This window comes from Halorarius litoreus (assembly GCF_024362405.1).
Classification (GTDB): Archaea; Halobacteriota; Halobacteria; order Halobacteriales; family Haloarculaceae; genus Halorarius; species Halorarius litoreus.
In genome coordinates this window covers 2,233,864-2,250,521 of sequence record NZ_CP101454.1, presented here as the reverse complement: position 1 = coordinate 2,250,521, position 16,658 = coordinate 2,233,864, and the positions used below count along the sequence as shown (strand labels likewise).

The window sequence follows — 16,658 nt, the reverse complement described above, 5'->3', positions numbered from 1 at the left end:
CGCTCACTTCGTTCGCTCGTCCACCGTGAGACTCGTTTCACTCGTCTCACGAGCCGTCGTTCACTATGTTCACGACGACCTCGCGCGCTGGCTGGTCGCGCACGGCAGCGCGACCAGCACGCGCCACCACGACGTTAGAATTCGGTACAGACCGGAATCCCGACCGTGTCGTAGTCGCCCATCGAGGCGATGGTCTCGGGGACGTCCGCCAGCGAGATGGTCTCGCTCACGATCTTCCCGGGCTGGATCTTTCCGGTCTCCATCATGCGGAAGATCTCGTCGTACTCGTGGGCGGGCATGCCGTAGGAGCCGATGAACTCCTGTTCGTTGAACACGACCTGGTCCACGGGAATCGAGACCTCGCCCTCCTCCTCGCTCGTGGTGAGGCCGATCTGGAGGTGCTGGCCGCCCTTCGAGAGGCTGTTGACGGAGTTGCGACAGGTCTGGGCGATGCCGAGTGCGTCCACCGAGACCTCCGCGCCCTTCGAGCCGGGAGTGTGTTTCTTGACCGCCTGGGGCACGTCCTGCACCTCGTCGACCTTGACCGTGCGGTCGGCGCCGAGTTCGAGCGCCTTGTCGAGCGCCTCCTGTTTCAGGTCGACGGCGATGACGTTCGCCCCGAGGGCGTTCGCCGTGTGGATGGCCGAGAGCCCCACACCACCACAGCCGTGGACGGCGACCCAGTCGCCGGGGTCCACGTCGACGCGGTGGGAGACACCGTGGAAGGCGGTGGCGAATCGGCAGCCCAGGCCCGCCACGTCGACCGGGTCGACGCCGTCGGGGATCTTCACGAGGTTGGTGTCCGCGGCGCGCACCGGATACTCCTCGGCGAACGCGCCGGTGGAGAAGGAGACGAAGCCCATCGGAATCGAGCGCTCACAGATGTTCTGCCGACCCTCCTTGCAGTGCTGGCAGGAGCCGTCGGCGAGGTTGAACGGGTTGGTGACCCGGTCGCCTTCTCTGAAGCCCTCGACGTTCGCGCCGGCTTCGACGATGGTGCCGACGGGTTCGTGCCCGAAGATGAGTCCGGGCGTGGACATCACGCCGAGCCACGACCAGTCACCCTGCCACGCGTGCCAGTCCGACCGGCAGACGCCGCAGGCTTCCGTCTCGACGACCACCCCGTCGTCCGGACAGTCCGGACGGTCGACCTCTTCGATTTCCATCGGCTCGTTCGCCCCTTGGAAGACTACGGCTCGCATTACACCCTGTAAAGCGAGTCCCCCGTGATAAGTGATGTGTGACCCATGCGAGGAGCGTTTACATACCCCCAGTTCCGGCATCGAGTTCAAGAGTTATACGCCCCGGCGCACAACGGTGGCGTATGAGCGACGACGACGGCGGCCGGACGGACCTCCGCATGCCCGACGAGGACGAGGTCTTCGCGGTCGTCACGAACATGCTCGGGGCGAATCGCGTGAAGGTACGCTGTATGGACGGTGTCGAACGCACCGCGCGCATCCCTGGCCGGATGCAGAAGCGCGTGTGGATCCGCGAGGACGACGTCGTGCTCGTCGAGCCGTGGGACTGGCAGGACGAGAAGGCGGACATCACCTGGCGCTACGAGAAACAGGAGGCCGACCAGCTTCGCGACGAGGGGCACATCCAGGAGACCGCCTGAGATGGTGGTATGACCGAGTTCGACCTCGTCGACCTGGACGCCGTCGACACGCCGGGCGACGAGTGGGAGGAACTCGACGTCTCCGACGACGAGGCCGACCGCATCGCCCGCAAGCGCGACCGGAAGTTCCTCGAGTTTCAGAAACGAATCAAGGACGCAGACCAGTTCAAGGTCGAGGACTCGGTGTTCGACGAGGCGACGCTCGCCGCCCTCTACAAACTGGTACAGGACGGCTACATCGACGCCTTCGGCGGCCCGCTCTCCACCGGCAAGGAGGCGAACGTCTATCTCGCGCTCGGCCCCGAGGGCGACGTCGCCGTCAAGCTCTACCGCATCAACGCCTCGGACTTCCGGGCGATGCGCGACTACCTCGACGGCGACCCACGGTTCGAGGGCATCGGCTCGGACAAGAAGAAGGTCGTCGTCGCGTGGACGAAAAAGGAGTTCGCGAACCTCAAGCGCGCACAGGAGGCGGGCGTTCGCGTTCCCAACCCCATCGCCGTCCAGCGGAACGCGCTCGTCATGGAGTTCGTCGGGCGCGACGGCGAGCGCGCGAAGCGACTCAACGAGGTCGACGTCGAGAACCCCCAGACCGCCTACGAGGTGGTCCGCGAGTACATGCGGCGACTCCACCGCGCCGGGCTGGTCCACGGCGACCTCTCGGAGTACAACATCGTCGTCCACGACAGCGAGCTGTGTCTGCTCGATCTGGGGCAGGCCGTGACGATTCACCACCCGAACAGCCGCGAGTTCCTCGAACGCGACTGCCTGAACGTCGCGAACTTCTTCACGCGACAGGGGTACGAGGTCGACCCCGACGAGCTGCTGGCGTTCGTCACCGAGGCGGACGCGTAGCCACGCGCAGAGTTATCTCGCCTGCGAGCCTCAGAGTGGTATGTATTCGACGAGTACCGGTGTCGTCAGCCGCCATCCCGTCGCGGCCTTCGTCCTCGTCACGCTCGCGTTCTCGTGGGGGGTCTGGTTCGGCGGCGACCGCCTCGACGTCTCGCCCACCGCCGTCGTCCTGCTGGGCGCGTGGGGGCCGACGGTGGGCGCGCTCGTCGTGACGTGGCGCCTGGAAGGCGTCGCGGGTGTCCGTCGACTCCTCGGGCGGTTCGTCCAGTTCGGCGTCCCCGCCCGCTGGCTCGCGCTCGCCGTCCTGCTCCCGTTCGTGCTCGCGGGAATCGCGGCACTTGGCGCACTTGCACTCGGCGAGTCGGTAGTTCCGACGCTCCCCGGTGGTGCACCGCTGTTCTTCCTCCCGGTCGTCTTCATCGTCAACGTGTTCGTCGGCGGCCCCATCGCCGAGGAACTCGGGTGGCGGGGGTTCGCCGTCCCCCGACTCCGGGGCCGGTACGGCGTCGTGGGGAGCGGACTCCTCGTCGGTGTCGTCTGGGCGGCGTGGCACGCGCCGTTCTACCTGCTGCCCGGGAGTTCCGTCGTCGTCGGGGGCTTTCCGTTCGCGTGGTTCGCCGTCGTCGTCGTCGCCTACTCCGTACTGTTCTCGTGGCTGGTGACCGGGGCGGGCGACAGCGTCGTCCCGGCCGTCCTCTTTCACGCGGGGACGAACACCGCCGCCGGCTCGCTCGGGCTCGTGCCGACCGACAGCATCGTCGCGCTCGCGCTGTACGCGCTAGTGCTGTACGCCACGGTCGGTGGCGTCGCGCTCACCAGCCGTCGGCGAACGGAGCGCCACCCTGCGCCCACGTGAGCGCGACGCACGAAACGGTATTCTTCTCTGCCGACATTCTCCGGGCATGAACGAACCACCGGCGAACGACGCTCCGGTCTCCGTCGAGTTCCGTCCCCCGGAGAACGTGTTCGGGCTGCTGGGCAACGAACTCCGGGTCGCCATCCTCCGGGCACTCGCCGCGGACATGAACGAACCACAGACGTTCTCCGAGTTGCGCGAGGCCGTCGGCGAACGCGACTCGGGGAAGTTCAACTACCACCTGCGGAAGCTCGACGGCGTGTTCGTGACGAAGGCCGGCGACGAGGAGAGCGAGGGCTACGAACTCACCCTCGCTGGCCAGCGGCTCGTCGGGGAGCTCGTCGCGGGGACCTTCACCGCGGACGCGACCCTCGACCCCATCGAGATCGACGACCCGTGCTCGACCTGCGGTGAGACCCCGCTCGTCGTCGCCTACGCTGACGACCACGCGACCCTCACCTGCCCCGCCTGTGAGGAGTGGCGCAACGAGTTCAGTTTCCCTCCGGGGACGCTCGACCAGTACACCCCCGAGGAGCTCCCGGCGGCGTTCGACCGCTGGATGCACACCCTGTTCCACCAGATCACGTCGGGGTTCTGCGCGAACTGTGCCGGGCGACTGCAGGGAGCCATCGAACCCGACCGGGAGCCCCCCGCCGTCACCTGGACCTGCGAGCGGTGTAGCGACGAGGCGCGGGCGTCGGTCACGATGCCGGTGCTCTACCACCCCGCCGCACAGGGGTTCCTCTACGACCACGAGGTCGACCTGACGGCGACACCCTCGTGGCGACTCCCCGGTATGGAGAGCATCACCGTCGACGCCACCGACGCGGGCGCGACGGTCGCCATCACGCTCGACGGCGACACGCTGACCGCTGAACTGGATGCCGAGGGTCGAGTGACGGCCATCGAACGTTCCGACCGCTGACAGAAGTGCAGTTCTGCCCGTCGGGCTACAGAACTGTCGTTCAGCAATCAATTATCCCCCCACAGGGAGGAGAGAGGGTATGCGACACCTGTTTCGAGACGCGGACTTCACCCGTCTCTTTCTGGGGCGGCTGGTGACGAACGCCGGCGACTCGCTCTACTCGGTGGCGGCGATGTGGCTCGTCTACTCGCTGACCGGCTCGACCTTCTACACAGGACTCGCGGGCTTTCTCACCCTCGGGATGCAGGCGCTCCAGGCGTTCGTCGGCCCGGTCGTCGACCGCTGGCCGCTCCGCCGAACACTCGTCTGGACGCAGGCCGCACAGGGGGTGCTCGTGCTCACCATCCCGGCGGCTCACCTGCTCGGCGTCCTGAACGTCTGGGTCGTCCTCACCGTGATGCCGCTCGTCTCGCTGCTCAACCAGTTCGTCTACCCCGCCGGGACGGCGGCGCTCCCCCGCATCGTCGACGAGGAGGATCTGACGGCCGCGAACTCACTGTTCTCGATGACGTATCAGGGTGCGGAACTCGTGTTCAACGCTGTCGCGGGCGTGGTCGTCGTCGCCTCCGGCGCGGTGGTGCTGTTCGCCGTCGACTCGCTGACGTTCGCGCTCGCCGTCGCGCTGTTCGCCGGTATCCGAGTGGCCCCAGCCGAGCGCGACCCGGACGACGAAGCCGAGGGCTACGTCGCGGACCTGCGCGCGGGCGCCCGGTTCCTCCGCCACTCGAAGATCGTCTGGATTCTCGGCGCGAGCGTCGTCGCCAACGCCCTGCTCGGGATGGTGTGGCCCGTCCTCCCCGCGTTCGCCGACGTTCGCGGCGACGCGAGCATCTACGGGCTACTGCTCGCCGGGCTGGCCGCCGGAACGCTCGTGGGGGCCCTGCTCGCGCCGAAGTTCCAGGACGTCCCGTTCGGTCTGCTCTCGCTCGGCGGGTTCAGCGTCAGCGCAATCGTGTGGCTCGGCGCCCTCCAGTTCGAGTCGACGCTCGGGCTCGTCGCGCTGTTCGCCGTCGCGTTCGTCCCCGTCGGCGTCACCAACATCGTCGCCATGACGCTGATGCAGCGGCTCGTGCCGCCCGCGATGCTCGGACGTGTGTCCGCTGTCCTCGGGAGCGCGTCGACCGCCGTCATGCCGCTGGGCGCGCTCGTCGGTGGGGCGCTCGGTGACCTCTACGGCCCGGTCGACGTGATGTACGCCGGCGGGGTTGGCTTCCTCTGGATCGTCGGCTACATCCTCGTGGTGCCGAGTCTCCGCCGGATGCCCGCGGCCACCGCCGTCGAACCCGAGGCCGACCGCGACGCGCCGCCCACGGGTGCGGCTGCCAACGCTGATTAGCGCGCGTCCACAAGCCGAGGTATGCACGTCCGCCCCGCCGATCCCGACGACGCGCCCGCCATCGAGTCCATCGCGCGGGCCGCGTGGTGGGAAGCGTACCCGGGAATCCTCGACACCGACGACATCGACGAGACGCTCGATGCGGTGTACGACCCCGAGTTCCTCCGCGACGCGATGACCGACCACGACGACCTGCTGTATCTCGTCGCCGAGACCGACGACGGCGTGGTGGGATTCGCCTCCGCCCAGCAGACGTGGGCCGACGAGGTGGAGATTCACACCCTGTACGTCGAACCCGACCACTGGGGCGAGGGGGTGGGAAGCGCCCTCCTCGCCAGTATCACCGACTCGGCCGAGAGCGCAGGCGTCGACCGTCTTCGTGTCGGGGTTCTCTCGGGCAACCACGTCGGCCGCGCCTTCTTCGAGTCGAACGGCTTCGAGCGCGTCGAGACCCGGACGGCCGCGTTCGGCGAGCGCGAGGTGCCGGAGGACGTGTTCGAGAAGCCGCTGTGAACCGTTCAGACCGTTTATACGGCGGCACTCGCGCGTGAACGACCACGAACGGCGTTCCCGCTTCAAGTGGATAGCGTTGGTAGCCGGGAGTGCAATGAACCTGAAACTCGCTGGCGTCGCGCTGGCCGCCCTCCTGCTGGTGGCCGGTGGGGCTGCCGCCGTGACGACGACCGGATCGATGGCCGGACCGGCCGGCGACGCCCCGCACGACGCGGACGTGGCCGCGACGTACGACAACGGAACGATGACTGTCACCGTGACCAACGGCGGTGAGGCCGTCGAGAACGCCACGGTCGAGCTCGAAGACGGCGAGTACCGGACCGACGAGAACGGGACGGTGACCGTCGAGAACGTCACCGACGACGACCTCGAGGTCGAGAGTGACAGCTTCGAGGCCGAACTCGGTTACAACGTCGCCGACGGCGACCTCGTCGTCCATCACGAGGCGTACGAGTACGAGGACGCAGACGGGGACGACCACGAGAACGAGCAGGTCGACGACGAGGACGACCACGACGAGGACGAAGAGGTCGAGGACCACGAGCAGGACGACCACGACGACCGTGACGACGGAGCCGAGACGGACGACGAACACGACGACGACGACGACGACGACGAACACGACGACGACGACGAACACGACGACGACGAATAACGCGTTCCCTGACGCGTTTCCCCTGTTCTCCGCGCCGGAGTCAGCCGGCGTGACCGACGTTCACCGTGGACGACTCACCAGCCGCTGGCTCAGCTATCACGTCACGCCGGCGGAAGCATCACCATCGACCGCTCCACTGCCGGGAGCGCGCCGCCGAGGCGAGCCCACCGCTCGCCCCGGTTCGACGACTCCCAGATCGACCCGTCGGCGCGCCCGGCCCACAGGTGGTCGGGGTGCATCGGGTCCGTGACCAGCGCGTACGGCATCGACTCGCCGGGAAGTCCATCGAGGAGCGTCCACGCGTCGCCGTCGAACCGGTAGACCGCGGCCTTCGCGTCACCGGAGCCGTGGGCGGCGAACGGCCCCGTGGACGCCGAGACGTACCAGACGTCGGGGTCTTCGGGGTGGGCGGCGACCGCCCAGCCGTACCCGCGGTCGAGCTGGGGGCCGCGGCGCCACGTCGCCCCGTCGTCGACGCTCCGGGCACCTGGTCGCCGCCCCATCCCGGCGCCCGCCTCGTAGACACAGCCACCGTCGGTGGCGTGCCAGACGAGCGAGTGGCAGTCACGGATCGCCTTCCGGCGGTGGTTCGACCAGCGGTCGCCACCGTCCGTGCTCCGGACGACCGCGCCGAACTCGATACCCGCGACGACGCGGCCGGGGTCCGTGGGCGACACCGCGAGCGCCTGCACGTAGGCGGTGAACGGTGCGGAGGCCGGTGACCGCCACAGTCGACGGCCACGGATACCCTGGAACGATTCGCACTCCCACCACGTCGCGCCGCCGTCGTCCGAACGGTAGACGCCCGAGGGGCGGACCCCCGCGTAGAGCCGGTCGGGGTCGCTCGGCGCGACGGCGACCGACATCACCGTCTCGCCGTCGAGCCCGCGGGGCGTCCACGTCTCACCCCCGTCGGTCGACCGGACGACGCCGCTGTTCTCAGTCCCGGCGAGGACGAGCTCCGAGCCGGCTGGACCTGCGGCGAGCGAGGTGACGGTCTCGTCCTGCAGATGTTCGCTGAGCACGCCCGTCTCGGTGACGCAGGCGACCCCGTTCGGGGTCGTCGACAGGAAGCGACGGTCGGCCACGGCTCACCACCTGCCCGACTGCAGGGAACCACTCGTGCTACACGATACCACACCCCATCTTCGTCAGCCACACGCTTAGCCGTTCGTTCAACCGGAGGACGCGGCTCGCTGCTCAAACCAACCCTTAAATTTCTACGGCAAGTAGCGCCAGCTATGCAACACGTGACGATTCCGCAGGACCGCATCGGTGCGCTCATCGGGGAGGGTGGCGCCACGATGCGCGAGATCGAAGACCGGGCGGAGGTGCGGCTCAACATCGACTCGGAGACCGGGTCGGTCGAGATCGAGTCCGTGGGCGACCCCATCACGGGCCTCAAGGGACCGGACGTGGTGAAGGCCATCGGACGGGGGTTCAAGCCCGACGACGCGCTCACGCTGCTCGACGACGACATGCGGATGCTCGACATCGTCGACCTCGACGCCGCGACGCGCAACCAGAAGGACCTCCAGCGGCAGAAGGGCCGGCTCATCGGCGAGAACGGCCGCACCCGCCAGCTGATGGAGGAGCTGTCGGGCGCCACGGTCGTCATCTACGGGAAGACCGCCGGCATCATCGGCGACCCGCAGGAGGTCGACGTGGTTCGGTCGGCTATCGAGATGCTTCTGGACGGCGCCCCACACGGTGCCGTCTACTCGTTCCTCGAGCGCAAGCACAACGAGATGCAGGCGAAGGACATGGGCTACCACCGGTTCCCCGGTGAGGAGGGCGCGGCTACCCCCGACGACGCCGACGTGGACTTCGAGATCGAGACGGAGTTCGACGAACCGTAAATACATATAAACCCACATTTGTCACGCCGTCGCACGGGAATCGAGAGCCCGCAGTCCCGCGATCATCGAAATGATTCCACAGCTTTTATATAGAACTACGGACAATCTTTCGGCTGACTATGGCTCAGCAAATGGGTAACCAGCCCCTCATCGTACTTTCGGAGGACAGCCAGCGCACCTCCGGGCGTGACGCCCAGTCGATGAACATCACGGCCGGCAAAGCGGTTGCAGAGTCCGTTCGCACGACACTCGGTCCGAAGGGGATGGACAAGATGCTCGTCGACTCGACGGGCAACGTCGTCGTCACGAACGACGGCGTCACCATCCTGAAGGAGATGGACATCGAGCACCCCGCGGCCAACATGATCGTCGAGGTCGCGGAGACCCAGGAGGACGAGGTCGGCGACGGGACGACCACCAGCGTCGTCATCGCCGGTGAGCTCCTCGCGAAAGCCGAGGACCTCCTCGAACAGGACATCCACGCGACGATTCTGGCGCAGGGGTACCGCCAGGCCGCCGCGAAGGCGAAGGAGATCCTCGAGGACATGGCCATCGACGTCTCGGCCGACGACGCCGAGACGCTCGAGCAGATCGCCGGCACCGCGATGACCGGCAAGGGCGCGGAGAACGCGAAGGACACGCTCGCGAAGCTCGTCGTCGACGCCGTCCAGGCTGTCGCCGACGACGACGGCATCGACACGGACAACATCAACGTTCAGACGGTCGTCGGTGGCTCCGTCGCCGACTCGGAGCTCGTCGAGGGCGTCATCGTGGGCAAGGAGCGCGTCCACGACAACATGCCGTACTTCGTCGAGGACGCGAACATCGCGCTGCTCGACACGGCCCTCGAGGTCAAGGAGACCGAGATCGACGCCGAGGTCAACGTCACCGACCCGAGCCAGCTCGAGCAGTTCCTCGAGCAGGAGGAGAAGCAGCTCCGCGAGATGGTCGACCAGCTCAAGGCCGTCGGCGCGAACGTCGTCTTCTGCCAGAAGGGCATCGACGACATGGCCCAGCACTACCTCGCACAGGAGGGGATTCTCGCTGTGCGCCGCGCGAAGAAGTCCGACATCAAGGCGCTGGCCCGCTCAACGGGCGCCCGCGTCGTCTCGAACGTCGACGACATCACCGAGGAGGACCTCGGCTTCGCCGGCTACGTCGGCGAGAAGGAGATCGGCGGCGACACGAAGATCTTCGTCGAGGACGTCGAGGAGGCCAAGAGCGTGACGCTCATCCTCCGCGGCGGCACCGAGCACGTCGTCGACGAGGTCGAGCGCGCCATCGAGGACTCGCTCGGCGTCGTCCGCACGACGCTCCAGGACGGGAAGGTGCTGCCGGGCGGCGGCGCCCCCGAGACCGAGCTCGCGCTCGGCCTGCGTGACTACGCCGACTCCGTCGGGGGCCGCGAGCAGCTGGCCGTCGAGGCCTTCGCGGACGCCATCGACGTCATCCCGCGCACCCTCGCCGAGAACGCCGGGCTCGACCCCATCGACTCGCTGGTCGACCTCCGCAGCAAGCACGACGGTGGCGACACCACCGCCGGTCTCGACGCCTACACCGGCGAGGTCGTCGACATGCAGAAGGACGGCGTCGTCGAGCCGCTCCGCGTGAAGACCCAGGCCGTCGAGTCTGCGACGGAGGCCGCCGTGATGATCCTCCGCATCGACGACGTCATCGCCGCTGGTGACCTCGTCGGCGGGAAGACCGGCGACGACGACGACGACGAGATGCCGCCGGGCGGCCCCGGCGGTGGCATGGGCGGCGGTATGGGCGGCATGGGCGGTATGGGCGGCATGGGCGGCGCGATGTAAGCGCCCCTGTAGGCCACACCCACACCCACCGACCGACCCCGAACCGCTCTCTGACTACGCGTTTTCTTCGAGCCGCTCCACGAACACCCGCAGGACGCGGTTCTGTGCCACCGTCCGCACGGTGAGTCGAACGCCGTCGACGACCACGCTCTCGCCCACGTCGGGGACCCGACCGAACTCCTCCGCGAGAAGGGCGGCGAGCGTCCCGCTCTCGACCGCCGGCAGGTCGGTCTCCAGCAACTCGTTTATCTGTGTGACCGAGACCCGGCCGCGGCTGCTCAACTTGCCGGGGCCGACCCGGACCACGTCACGCGTCTCGCCCACGTCGAACACCTCGCCGACGAGTTCCTCGACGATGTCCTCGGCGGTGACGAGCCCCTCGACGGCACCGAACTGGTCGAAGACGATGGCGACCTCCAGCTGTTCGCGCTGGAGCTCTTCGAGCACGTCGTCGATCTCCCGGCCCTCGAAGACGTGGACCACGGGCAAGAGGAACTCGTCGACGGGCTCGTCCGGGTCGGCGTCCGCGAGGTCACGCAGGTCGACGTAGCCGATCACCTCCTCGCCGTCGCGAAGGACGGGGAGGCGGGTGAGCCGGTCGGCTGCACAGGTGTCGATGGCCTCCCGAACGGTCGTCCCCTCGTCGACCGCCACGATGTCTGCTCGGGGGACCATCGCCTGTCTGACGGGCACGTCGCTGAACCGAAGGACGCGCTCGATGAGCGTCCCCTCGTCGGCGTCGATGGCACCGCTCTGCTCTGCGGTCTCGACCAGCGCCGCCAGTTCCTCGCGACTGACGTACGGCTTCTCGATGTCGCGCGCACCGCCGATGAGCCGCCGGATGCCCTCGTTGAGCGTGTCGAACAGCGTGACGACCGGCGCGAGCAGGAACTGGACGAGCCGCAGGGGTCGGGCCACCGACCGGGCGGTACGCTCGGGGTTCGCCACCCCGTAGGACTTCGGGACGATCTCGCCGAAGAGGAGGACGACCGTACTGATGACGAGCGTCGAGACCGTGATGGCGATACCCTCCGGGAGTTCGCGGACGAGCAGGACGGTGCCGACGCTGGCGATGGCGATGTTGACGAAGTTGTTGCCGACGAGGATGGTGACGAGGAGGCGATGCGGGTCCTCGCGGAGTCGGGCGAGCGTCCGTCCGGGCCCGTCGTCGGTCGACATCGCGTCCGCTCGATGCGGGTCGAGCGAGAAGATGGCGATCTCACTGCCCGAGAAGAACGCGGAGAACACGAGCAGGACGGCGATGACGAGGAGTCCGAGGGTGAACGACGAGGCGAGTGCGACCATACGTGCTTCTCTCGGGTGGGGAACAAGAGAGTGGCGAGGCGACTACCGACTGGTGACCACCACTCGCTGCACTCGAAAAATAGCGGTCCTCGGGGGGCGTCCCGGTGACGGTCAGTGTTGGGGGTACTCCTCCTCCTGTTGCGTCGTGGCGGTGGACTCCTCGTTCGGTTGCTGGACGATGAGCAGTTCCTCGTCGGTGTCGACGTCGGCCGCCTCCCAGCCCAGTTCGAACTCGATCGACTGGCCGTTCTCGCCGCCGAGCCACGAACTGTCGGTGTCGGTCTCGATCTTGAAGAACACGTGTTCGGGCGGGTCGATGGTCACGCTCTGGTCGCCCACGATGAGCGTCACCTTGTCACCGCTCTCGAGGCCGTCGGCCAGTTGGTGGAGGTAGTCGGCGATCTCGGTACGTCGCGTCTCTTGCTCGAGTGTGAACTCGTTCATTCCGTCCGGAGTCACCGGCCCGGACGGTATTGTTATACGGAGCCACCGAACTCGATGGTTCGGCTTACCCACTGCAACGAAGTGAAACGTACGGCTCAGTCGTCCGCCGTCAGCGGCTCCTCGACCGGCTCGCTCTCCTTCTTCGCCGCCTCCTTCTCCTCTTCTTCCTTCTTGGCCTTGATCTTCTTCAGGCGGAAGATCTCCTCGCGCTCCTGCTCTTCGAGCTTCTGCTCGATGTACTCCTGGTTGTCGTAGAGGTCCGGCAGGAGCTTGAACTCGAGTGCGTTGACACGCCGTTTGGTGGTCTCGATCTCCTCGAGCATCTTCTTCATCGCCGTCTCGACCTCGGCGGCGAGGATGATGGTCTCGAGCAGTTCCTCGTAGGCGTCGGCGGCCTCGTCGATGCGCGCGGAGGTGCCCATCACGCCGTAGCCACGCTCGTCGAGGTTCTTCTTCACCTTCGAGGACTCGATCTGTGGGACGACGACGCCCATGATGTTGCGCGACTCGGTCGTGATCTCGGGGTGTTCTTTGAGCGCCGAGGCCGCACCGCGGACCGCCACGTCACCCTCCATCGCCCGGGCCATATTGATGGCGCGCTGGGCGCGCTGGTAGCGGTCGTCCATGTTCGCACGGACGTCCTGTGCCTGGTCGAGGATGTCCATGAACTCCATGATGAGGCCGTCACGCTTCTTCTCGAGCGTGTCGTGGCCCCGCTCGGAGAGCTCGATGCGCTCCTCGATCGCCATCAAGTTCTTCCGTGTGGGTTTGACGTCCTTGGCCATTTGCCGAATCCTTCCCTCCGAAGGGTGTTAGGCGTTTCCTTCCGGCTCGAAGCGTGGCCGCCACGAGACCACGAGCTCCTCGCCGTCGGCCACGACGGTCGCGTCGACGCCCGAGGGCAACGCATCGGAGTCGGTCGCGACGACGGCGTCGAACAGTGCCGCGAACGTCACGACGGTCTGTGGGTCGTGGGCGCCGGGGGCCATGTGGACGTGGGCGTACACGTCGGCGCTCCAGAGTCGCTCGACGAGCGCGTGGAGAAAGCGGTACGCCCGGTCGGTGTCGACGTACTGCAACAGCGCGGTCAGCGAGTCGAAACAGAAGACGGTCGTCCCGTCGTCGTACGGCAACGGGTCGGCGATGGCGATTTCGAGCCCAGTCAGGTCGTCGGGGGCCTCGACGCCCACCGCGGGGTCCGCCTCGCTTCCGCCGCCGGTGTCGACGAGGCGGATGCTCCGAGGCGCCCCGCCGAGCGCCGATTCGGTGTGGTCGATCCACGCTCCGGCCCCCCGGTTGTAGGTGACGGCCATGACGTTGAGCTGGTCGGGAGCAGCGCGGGCGAGCAGTGCCCCGCAGGCGGCATCGCGTGCCGGCGAGAGCCCGTCAGCGAGCACGAGCACGCTGCGGGCATCCCCCAGTCCGGAACGGACCAGGGACTCGTCGCTCATGGGCTATCGCACACGGGCCACCGATATGAACCCCGTGCTTGGTTCGGGACTCGACGGTCAGTCGAGCTCGTCGGCCAACGCGTCGACCCCCGCGTGGAGCGCGTCGACCAGCCGCTGGGGTTCCGAGACGAGCTTGGCGTCCGACGCGATACCGATGCGGACACTCCCGTTGTAGCTCAGAATGCTCAGGCCGAGGCCGATACCCTGCGACTGAGGCACCCAGAAGAAGATGTCGCTGACTTCCTTGCCACCGAAGGTGAAGGACGTGGTCGGTCCCGGGACGTTGGTGACCACCGCCGTCGCCTTGTTGCGGAGCCGCTTGGCGATGACGTTCTGGATCGGCTCGGGGAGGTTCCCCCCGACGTACAGCAGCGCGAAGACGAGGAACGGCTCGGGACTCCCTTTCAGCTCGTCCATCCGTGATTTGACCGTGTGGAGTCGCGCCTCGTGGGTGTCGACACCGACCGGGAGCTGGAGGTAGACCAGTCCGAAGTAGTTGCCGAGGTCCTCGGTCCGCTGGTCGAGCGGTTTGAGGTTCACCGGCACCGCCACCCGGAGGTCGTCGGCGCGGTCGAGCTCCCCGATGTCGTCGAGATACCGGCGGAACCCGCCCGCGGTGACCGTCATCAGCACGTCGTTGATCGTGGCGTCGTACGCCTCGCCGACGGCCCGAACGAGGTCGAGGTCGATGGGGTCGGTCCACGCGACCCGTTTGGGAACGCCGAGGTCACCGACGAGCGACGTGTCGGGTTCGTCGGGGAACGTCAGCAGGTCGTACGTGTTCTTCGGCGCCTTCGCCGCCATCGACGCCGCCCGTTTCGCGCCCTTCGCTCCCGCCGCGACCGACCGCGCACCCTCGACGACGCCGTCGATGCGGTCGGCGAGACTGGGCGACGCCGTCGATCCGCCGTCGGCCGTCGCCAGCTGTGGCGCGCTCTCGGTAGCCGCCGCGTCTCCCTCGGAGTCACCCACGTCCGGCGGGTCGGGAATGCTCCCGATGGGCAGGTCGATCTCGCTGGGGTCGTCAGCGAGCCCGAGCGCCAGGTAGATCATCGCGAACCCGTCACCGAGACTGTGGTGGATGCGCATCACGAGCGCGTTGCCGTCGCCCGCACCCTCCACCAGATACGCCTGCCACAGCGGCATATCCGGGTGGAGCTGAGTCGCCATCTGCCCCGCGACGAACTCCTCGAACGTCTGTTTGTCCTGCGGTTCGGACAGCGCGACGTGGTGGAGATGTGACTCGAGGTCGAACTCGGGGTCGAGCTCCCACTTCGGTCGGCCGAGCGCGTCGTGGACGATTCGCTGCCGGAACCGCTTGAACGGCAGCAGGTTGTTCCGGAACTTCTCTTTCAGTACCTCGTACTCGATGGGCTCGTCGAACACGAGCACGCCGGTGATGACCATCTGGTTCGTCCGCTCGCCGAGCCGGAACCAGGCGTTGTCCGGGCCGGAGAGCCGCTCACGTTGCTGGTCGTCGCTCATCGCTCCGCCCCCCTGGCCGTGACCGTCGACACCATACTGGTGAGGATACAGGCAGACGCCGGTGATGAATCTGCTGGTGAGACGACGAATAAAAGACGCCGCAGTCTGCCGGGTCGCGGCTCAGTCTGCCGTAACTTCTTCCGCTTCTTCGTCTGCTTCTTCGGCCTGGTAGTACTTCTCGATGAGTTCCTCGTCGATGCGGTTGAGCTCCGCCTTCGGGAACATCGAGAGCAGGTCCCAGCCGATGTCGAGCGTCTCGTCGATGTCGCGGTTCCGGTCGAACCCCTGGTCGACGAACTCCTCCTCGAAGCGGTCCGCGAAGTCGAGGAAGCGGTTGTCACGCTCCGACAGCGCCTCGCGACCGACGATGTTCACGAGGTCGCGCAGGTCTTCACCCTCTGCGTACGCGGCGTACATCTGGTCGGAGACGTCGGCGTGGTCCTCGCGGGTGAGGCCCTCACCGATCCCGTCGTCCATCAGCCGCGACAGGCTCGGCAGGACGTTCACCGGGGGCTGGATGCCCTGGCTGTTGAGGTCGCGGTCGATGTAGATCTGCCCCTCCGTGATGTAGCCGGTCAGGTCCGGAATCGGGTGCGTGTCGTCGTCACCCGGCATCGTGAGGATGGGAATCTGCGTGACGGAGCCGTCACGACCTTCGAGACGGCCGGCGCGCTCGTACAGCGTCGCGAGGTCGGTGTACATGTAGCCGGGGTAGCCACGCCGACCGGGCACCTCCTCACGGGCCGCGCCGATCTCGCGCAGCGCCTCACAGTAGTTCGTCATGTCCGTCAGGATGACTAGCACGTGGTAGTCCTGGTCGAACGCGAGGTACTCCGCAGTGGTGAGGGCGAGCCGCGGCGTGATCGTCCGCTCGACGGCGGGGTCGTCCGCGAGGTTCATGAAGACGACCGACCGTTCGAGCGCACCGGTGCGCTCGAAGTCGTCCATGAACTCGTTCGCCTCTTCCTGCGTGATACCCATCGCGCCGAAGATGACGGCGAACTCGGAGCCCTCGCCCTCCTGGTCCTCTTCAGGTACGGTCGCCTGCCGGGCGATCTGGAGTGCGAGGTCGTTGTGCGGCAGCCCCGAGCCGGAGAAGATGGGAAGCTTCTGGCCGCGCACCAGCGTGTTCATGCCGTCGATGGACGAGACACCCGTCTGGATGAACTCCTCGGGGTACTCGCGCGCGGTGGGGTTGATCGCCGCCCCGACGATGGGGCGCTCCTCCTCGGGCTCGATGTCCGGGCCGCCGTCGATGGGCTGGCCGGACCCCGAGAGCACGCGACCGAGCAGCTCCTCGGTCAGCGGCATCTGGAGCGTCTCGCCCAGGAACCGCACCGAGGAGTTCTTGTCGATGCCGGAGGTGCCCTCGAACACCTGGATGGCCACGTACTTCGAGGTGGACTCCAGCACCTGACCGCGTCGCGTCTCGCCGCTCGGTGTCTCGATCTCGACGATCTCGTCGTACCCGACGGGCTCGTCGACCTCGGCGAACACCAGCGGGCCGCTGATCTCCGTAATCGTCTTGTATTCCTTCTGCAT

17 protein-coding genes are annotated in these 16,658 nt (G+C 67.3%); 9 read left to right on the top strand and 8 right to left on the bottom strand.

From position 1 onward, the window contains the following. Positions 1–134 precede the first annotated feature (134 nt). Positions 135–1,202, bottom strand: a complete 1,068-nt coding sequence (locus NL126_RS11505; protein ID WP_255195017.1) for a zinc-dependent alcohol dehydrogenase family protein — start codon at positions 1,200–1,202, stop codon at positions 135–137. 122 nt (positions 1,203–1,324) lie between these two features. Here NL126_RS11505 and eif1A point away from each other — a divergent pair, with 122 nt between their 5' ends. From eif1A to NL126_RS11470, 7 genes are all read left to right on the top strand, one after another. Continuing rightward, positions 1,325–1,621: a translation initiation factor eIF-1A gene (gene eif1A / locus NL126_RS11500; protein WP_255195016.1), complete on the top strand. Its 297-nt coding sequence runs from the start codon at positions 1,325–1,327 to the stop codon at positions 1,619–1,621. Between the two features lie 9 nt (positions 1,622–1,630). Continuing rightward, entirely contained in the window at positions 1,631–2,476 is an 846-nt protein-coding gene (gene rio1 / locus NL126_RS11495; RefSeq protein WP_255195015.1) for a serine/threonine-protein kinase Rio1, read from the top strand. 40 nt (positions 2,477–2,516) lie between these two features. After that, positions 2,517–3,332: a CPBP family intramembrane glutamic endopeptidase gene (locus NL126_RS11490; RefSeq protein ID WP_255195014.1), complete on the top strand. Its 816-nt coding sequence runs from the start codon at positions 2,517–2,519 to the stop codon at positions 3,330–3,332. 46 nt (positions 3,333–3,378) lie between these two features. Then, a complete protein-coding gene (locus tag NL126_RS11485; RefSeq protein WP_255195013.1) occupies positions 3,379–4,257 on the top strand; it encodes a winged helix-turn-helix domain-containing protein in 879 nt (292 codons plus the stop codon). 79 nt (positions 4,258–4,336) lie between these two features. Continuing rightward, the gene (locus NL126_RS11480) at positions 4,337–5,593 is read left to right on the top strand and encodes an MFS transporter (protein WP_255195012.1); all 1,257 of its coding nucleotides are present in this window, start codon (positions 4,337–4,339) and stop codon (positions 5,591–5,593) included. Between the two features lie 21 nt (positions 5,594–5,614). Then, positions 5,615–6,106 carry a GNAT family N-acetyltransferase gene (locus NL126_RS11475; protein ID WP_255195011.1) on the top strand — a complete coding sequence of 164 codons (492 nt, stop codon included), beginning with the start codon at positions 5,615–5,617 and terminating at the stop codon, positions 6,104–6,106. 94 nt (positions 6,107–6,200) lie between these two features. Further along, positions 6,201–6,761: a hypothetical protein gene (locus NL126_RS11470; protein WP_255195010.1), complete on the top strand. Its 561-nt coding sequence runs from the start codon at positions 6,201–6,203 to the stop codon at positions 6,759–6,761. Positions 6,762–6,862: 101 nt separating this feature from the next. Here NL126_RS11470 and NL126_RS11465 read toward each other — a convergent pair whose 3' ends face one another. After that, a complete protein-coding gene (locus tag NL126_RS11465) occupies positions 6,863–7,849 on the bottom strand; it encodes a WD40/YVTN/BNR-like repeat-containing protein (RefSeq protein WP_255195009.1) in 987 nt (328 codons plus the stop codon). A gap of 153 nt (positions 7,850–8,002) precedes the next feature. Here NL126_RS11465 and NL126_RS11460 point away from each other — a divergent pair, with 153 nt between their 5' ends. Both NL126_RS11460 and thsA read left to right on the top strand, forming a co-directional pair. Then, positions 8,003–8,620: a KH domain-containing protein gene (locus tag NL126_RS11460; RefSeq protein ID WP_255195008.1), complete on the top strand. Its 618-nt coding sequence runs from the start codon at positions 8,003–8,005 to the stop codon at positions 8,618–8,620. 131 nt (positions 8,621–8,751) lie between these two features. Continuing rightward, a complete protein-coding gene (thsA, locus tag NL126_RS11455; RefSeq protein WP_255198839.1) occupies positions 8,752–10,431 on the top strand; it encodes a thermosome subunit alpha in 1,680 nt (559 codons plus the stop codon). 54 nt (positions 10,432–10,485) lie between these two features. Here the strand turns inward: thsA and NL126_RS11450 are convergent, their stop codons facing one another. The 6 genes from NL126_RS11450 to NL126_RS11425 all read right to left on the bottom strand — a co-directional run bounded on the left by NL126_RS11450 (position 10,486) and on the right by NL126_RS11425 (position 16,658). After that, on the bottom strand, positions 10,486–11,736 hold the full coding sequence (locus NL126_RS11450) for a hemolysin family protein (protein ID WP_255195007.1): 1,251 nt from the start codon (positions 11,734–11,736) through the stop codon (positions 10,486–10,488). Between the two features lie 111 nt (positions 11,737–11,847). Then, positions 11,848–12,180 (bottom strand): amphi-Trp domain-containing protein, encoded by a 333-nt coding sequence (locus tag NL126_RS11445; protein ID WP_255195006.1) that lies wholly within the window; start codon positions 12,178–12,180, stop codon positions 11,848–11,850. 95 nt (positions 12,181–12,275) lie between these two features. After that, positions 12,276–12,965 carry a V-type ATP synthase subunit D gene (locus tag NL126_RS11440; RefSeq protein ID WP_255195005.1) on the bottom strand — a complete coding sequence of 230 codons (690 nt, stop codon included), beginning with the start codon at positions 12,963–12,965 and terminating at the stop codon, positions 12,276–12,278. A 27-nt stretch (positions 12,966–12,992) separates the two neighbouring features. Further along, positions 12,993–13,631, bottom strand: a complete 639-nt coding sequence (locus NL126_RS11435) for a DUF7504 family protein (protein ID WP_255195004.1) — start codon at positions 13,629–13,631, stop codon at positions 12,993–12,995. A 57-nt stretch (positions 13,632–13,688) separates the two neighbouring features. Continuing rightward, positions 13,689–15,116, bottom strand: a complete 1,428-nt coding sequence (locus tag NL126_RS11430; RefSeq protein WP_255195003.1) for a wax ester/triacylglycerol synthase family O-acyltransferase — start codon at positions 15,114–15,116, stop codon at positions 13,689–13,691. A gap of 120 nt (positions 15,117–15,236) precedes the next feature. Next, entirely contained in the window at positions 15,237–16,658 is a 1,422-nt protein-coding gene (locus NL126_RS11425) for an ATP synthase subunit B (protein WP_255195002.1), read from the bottom strand.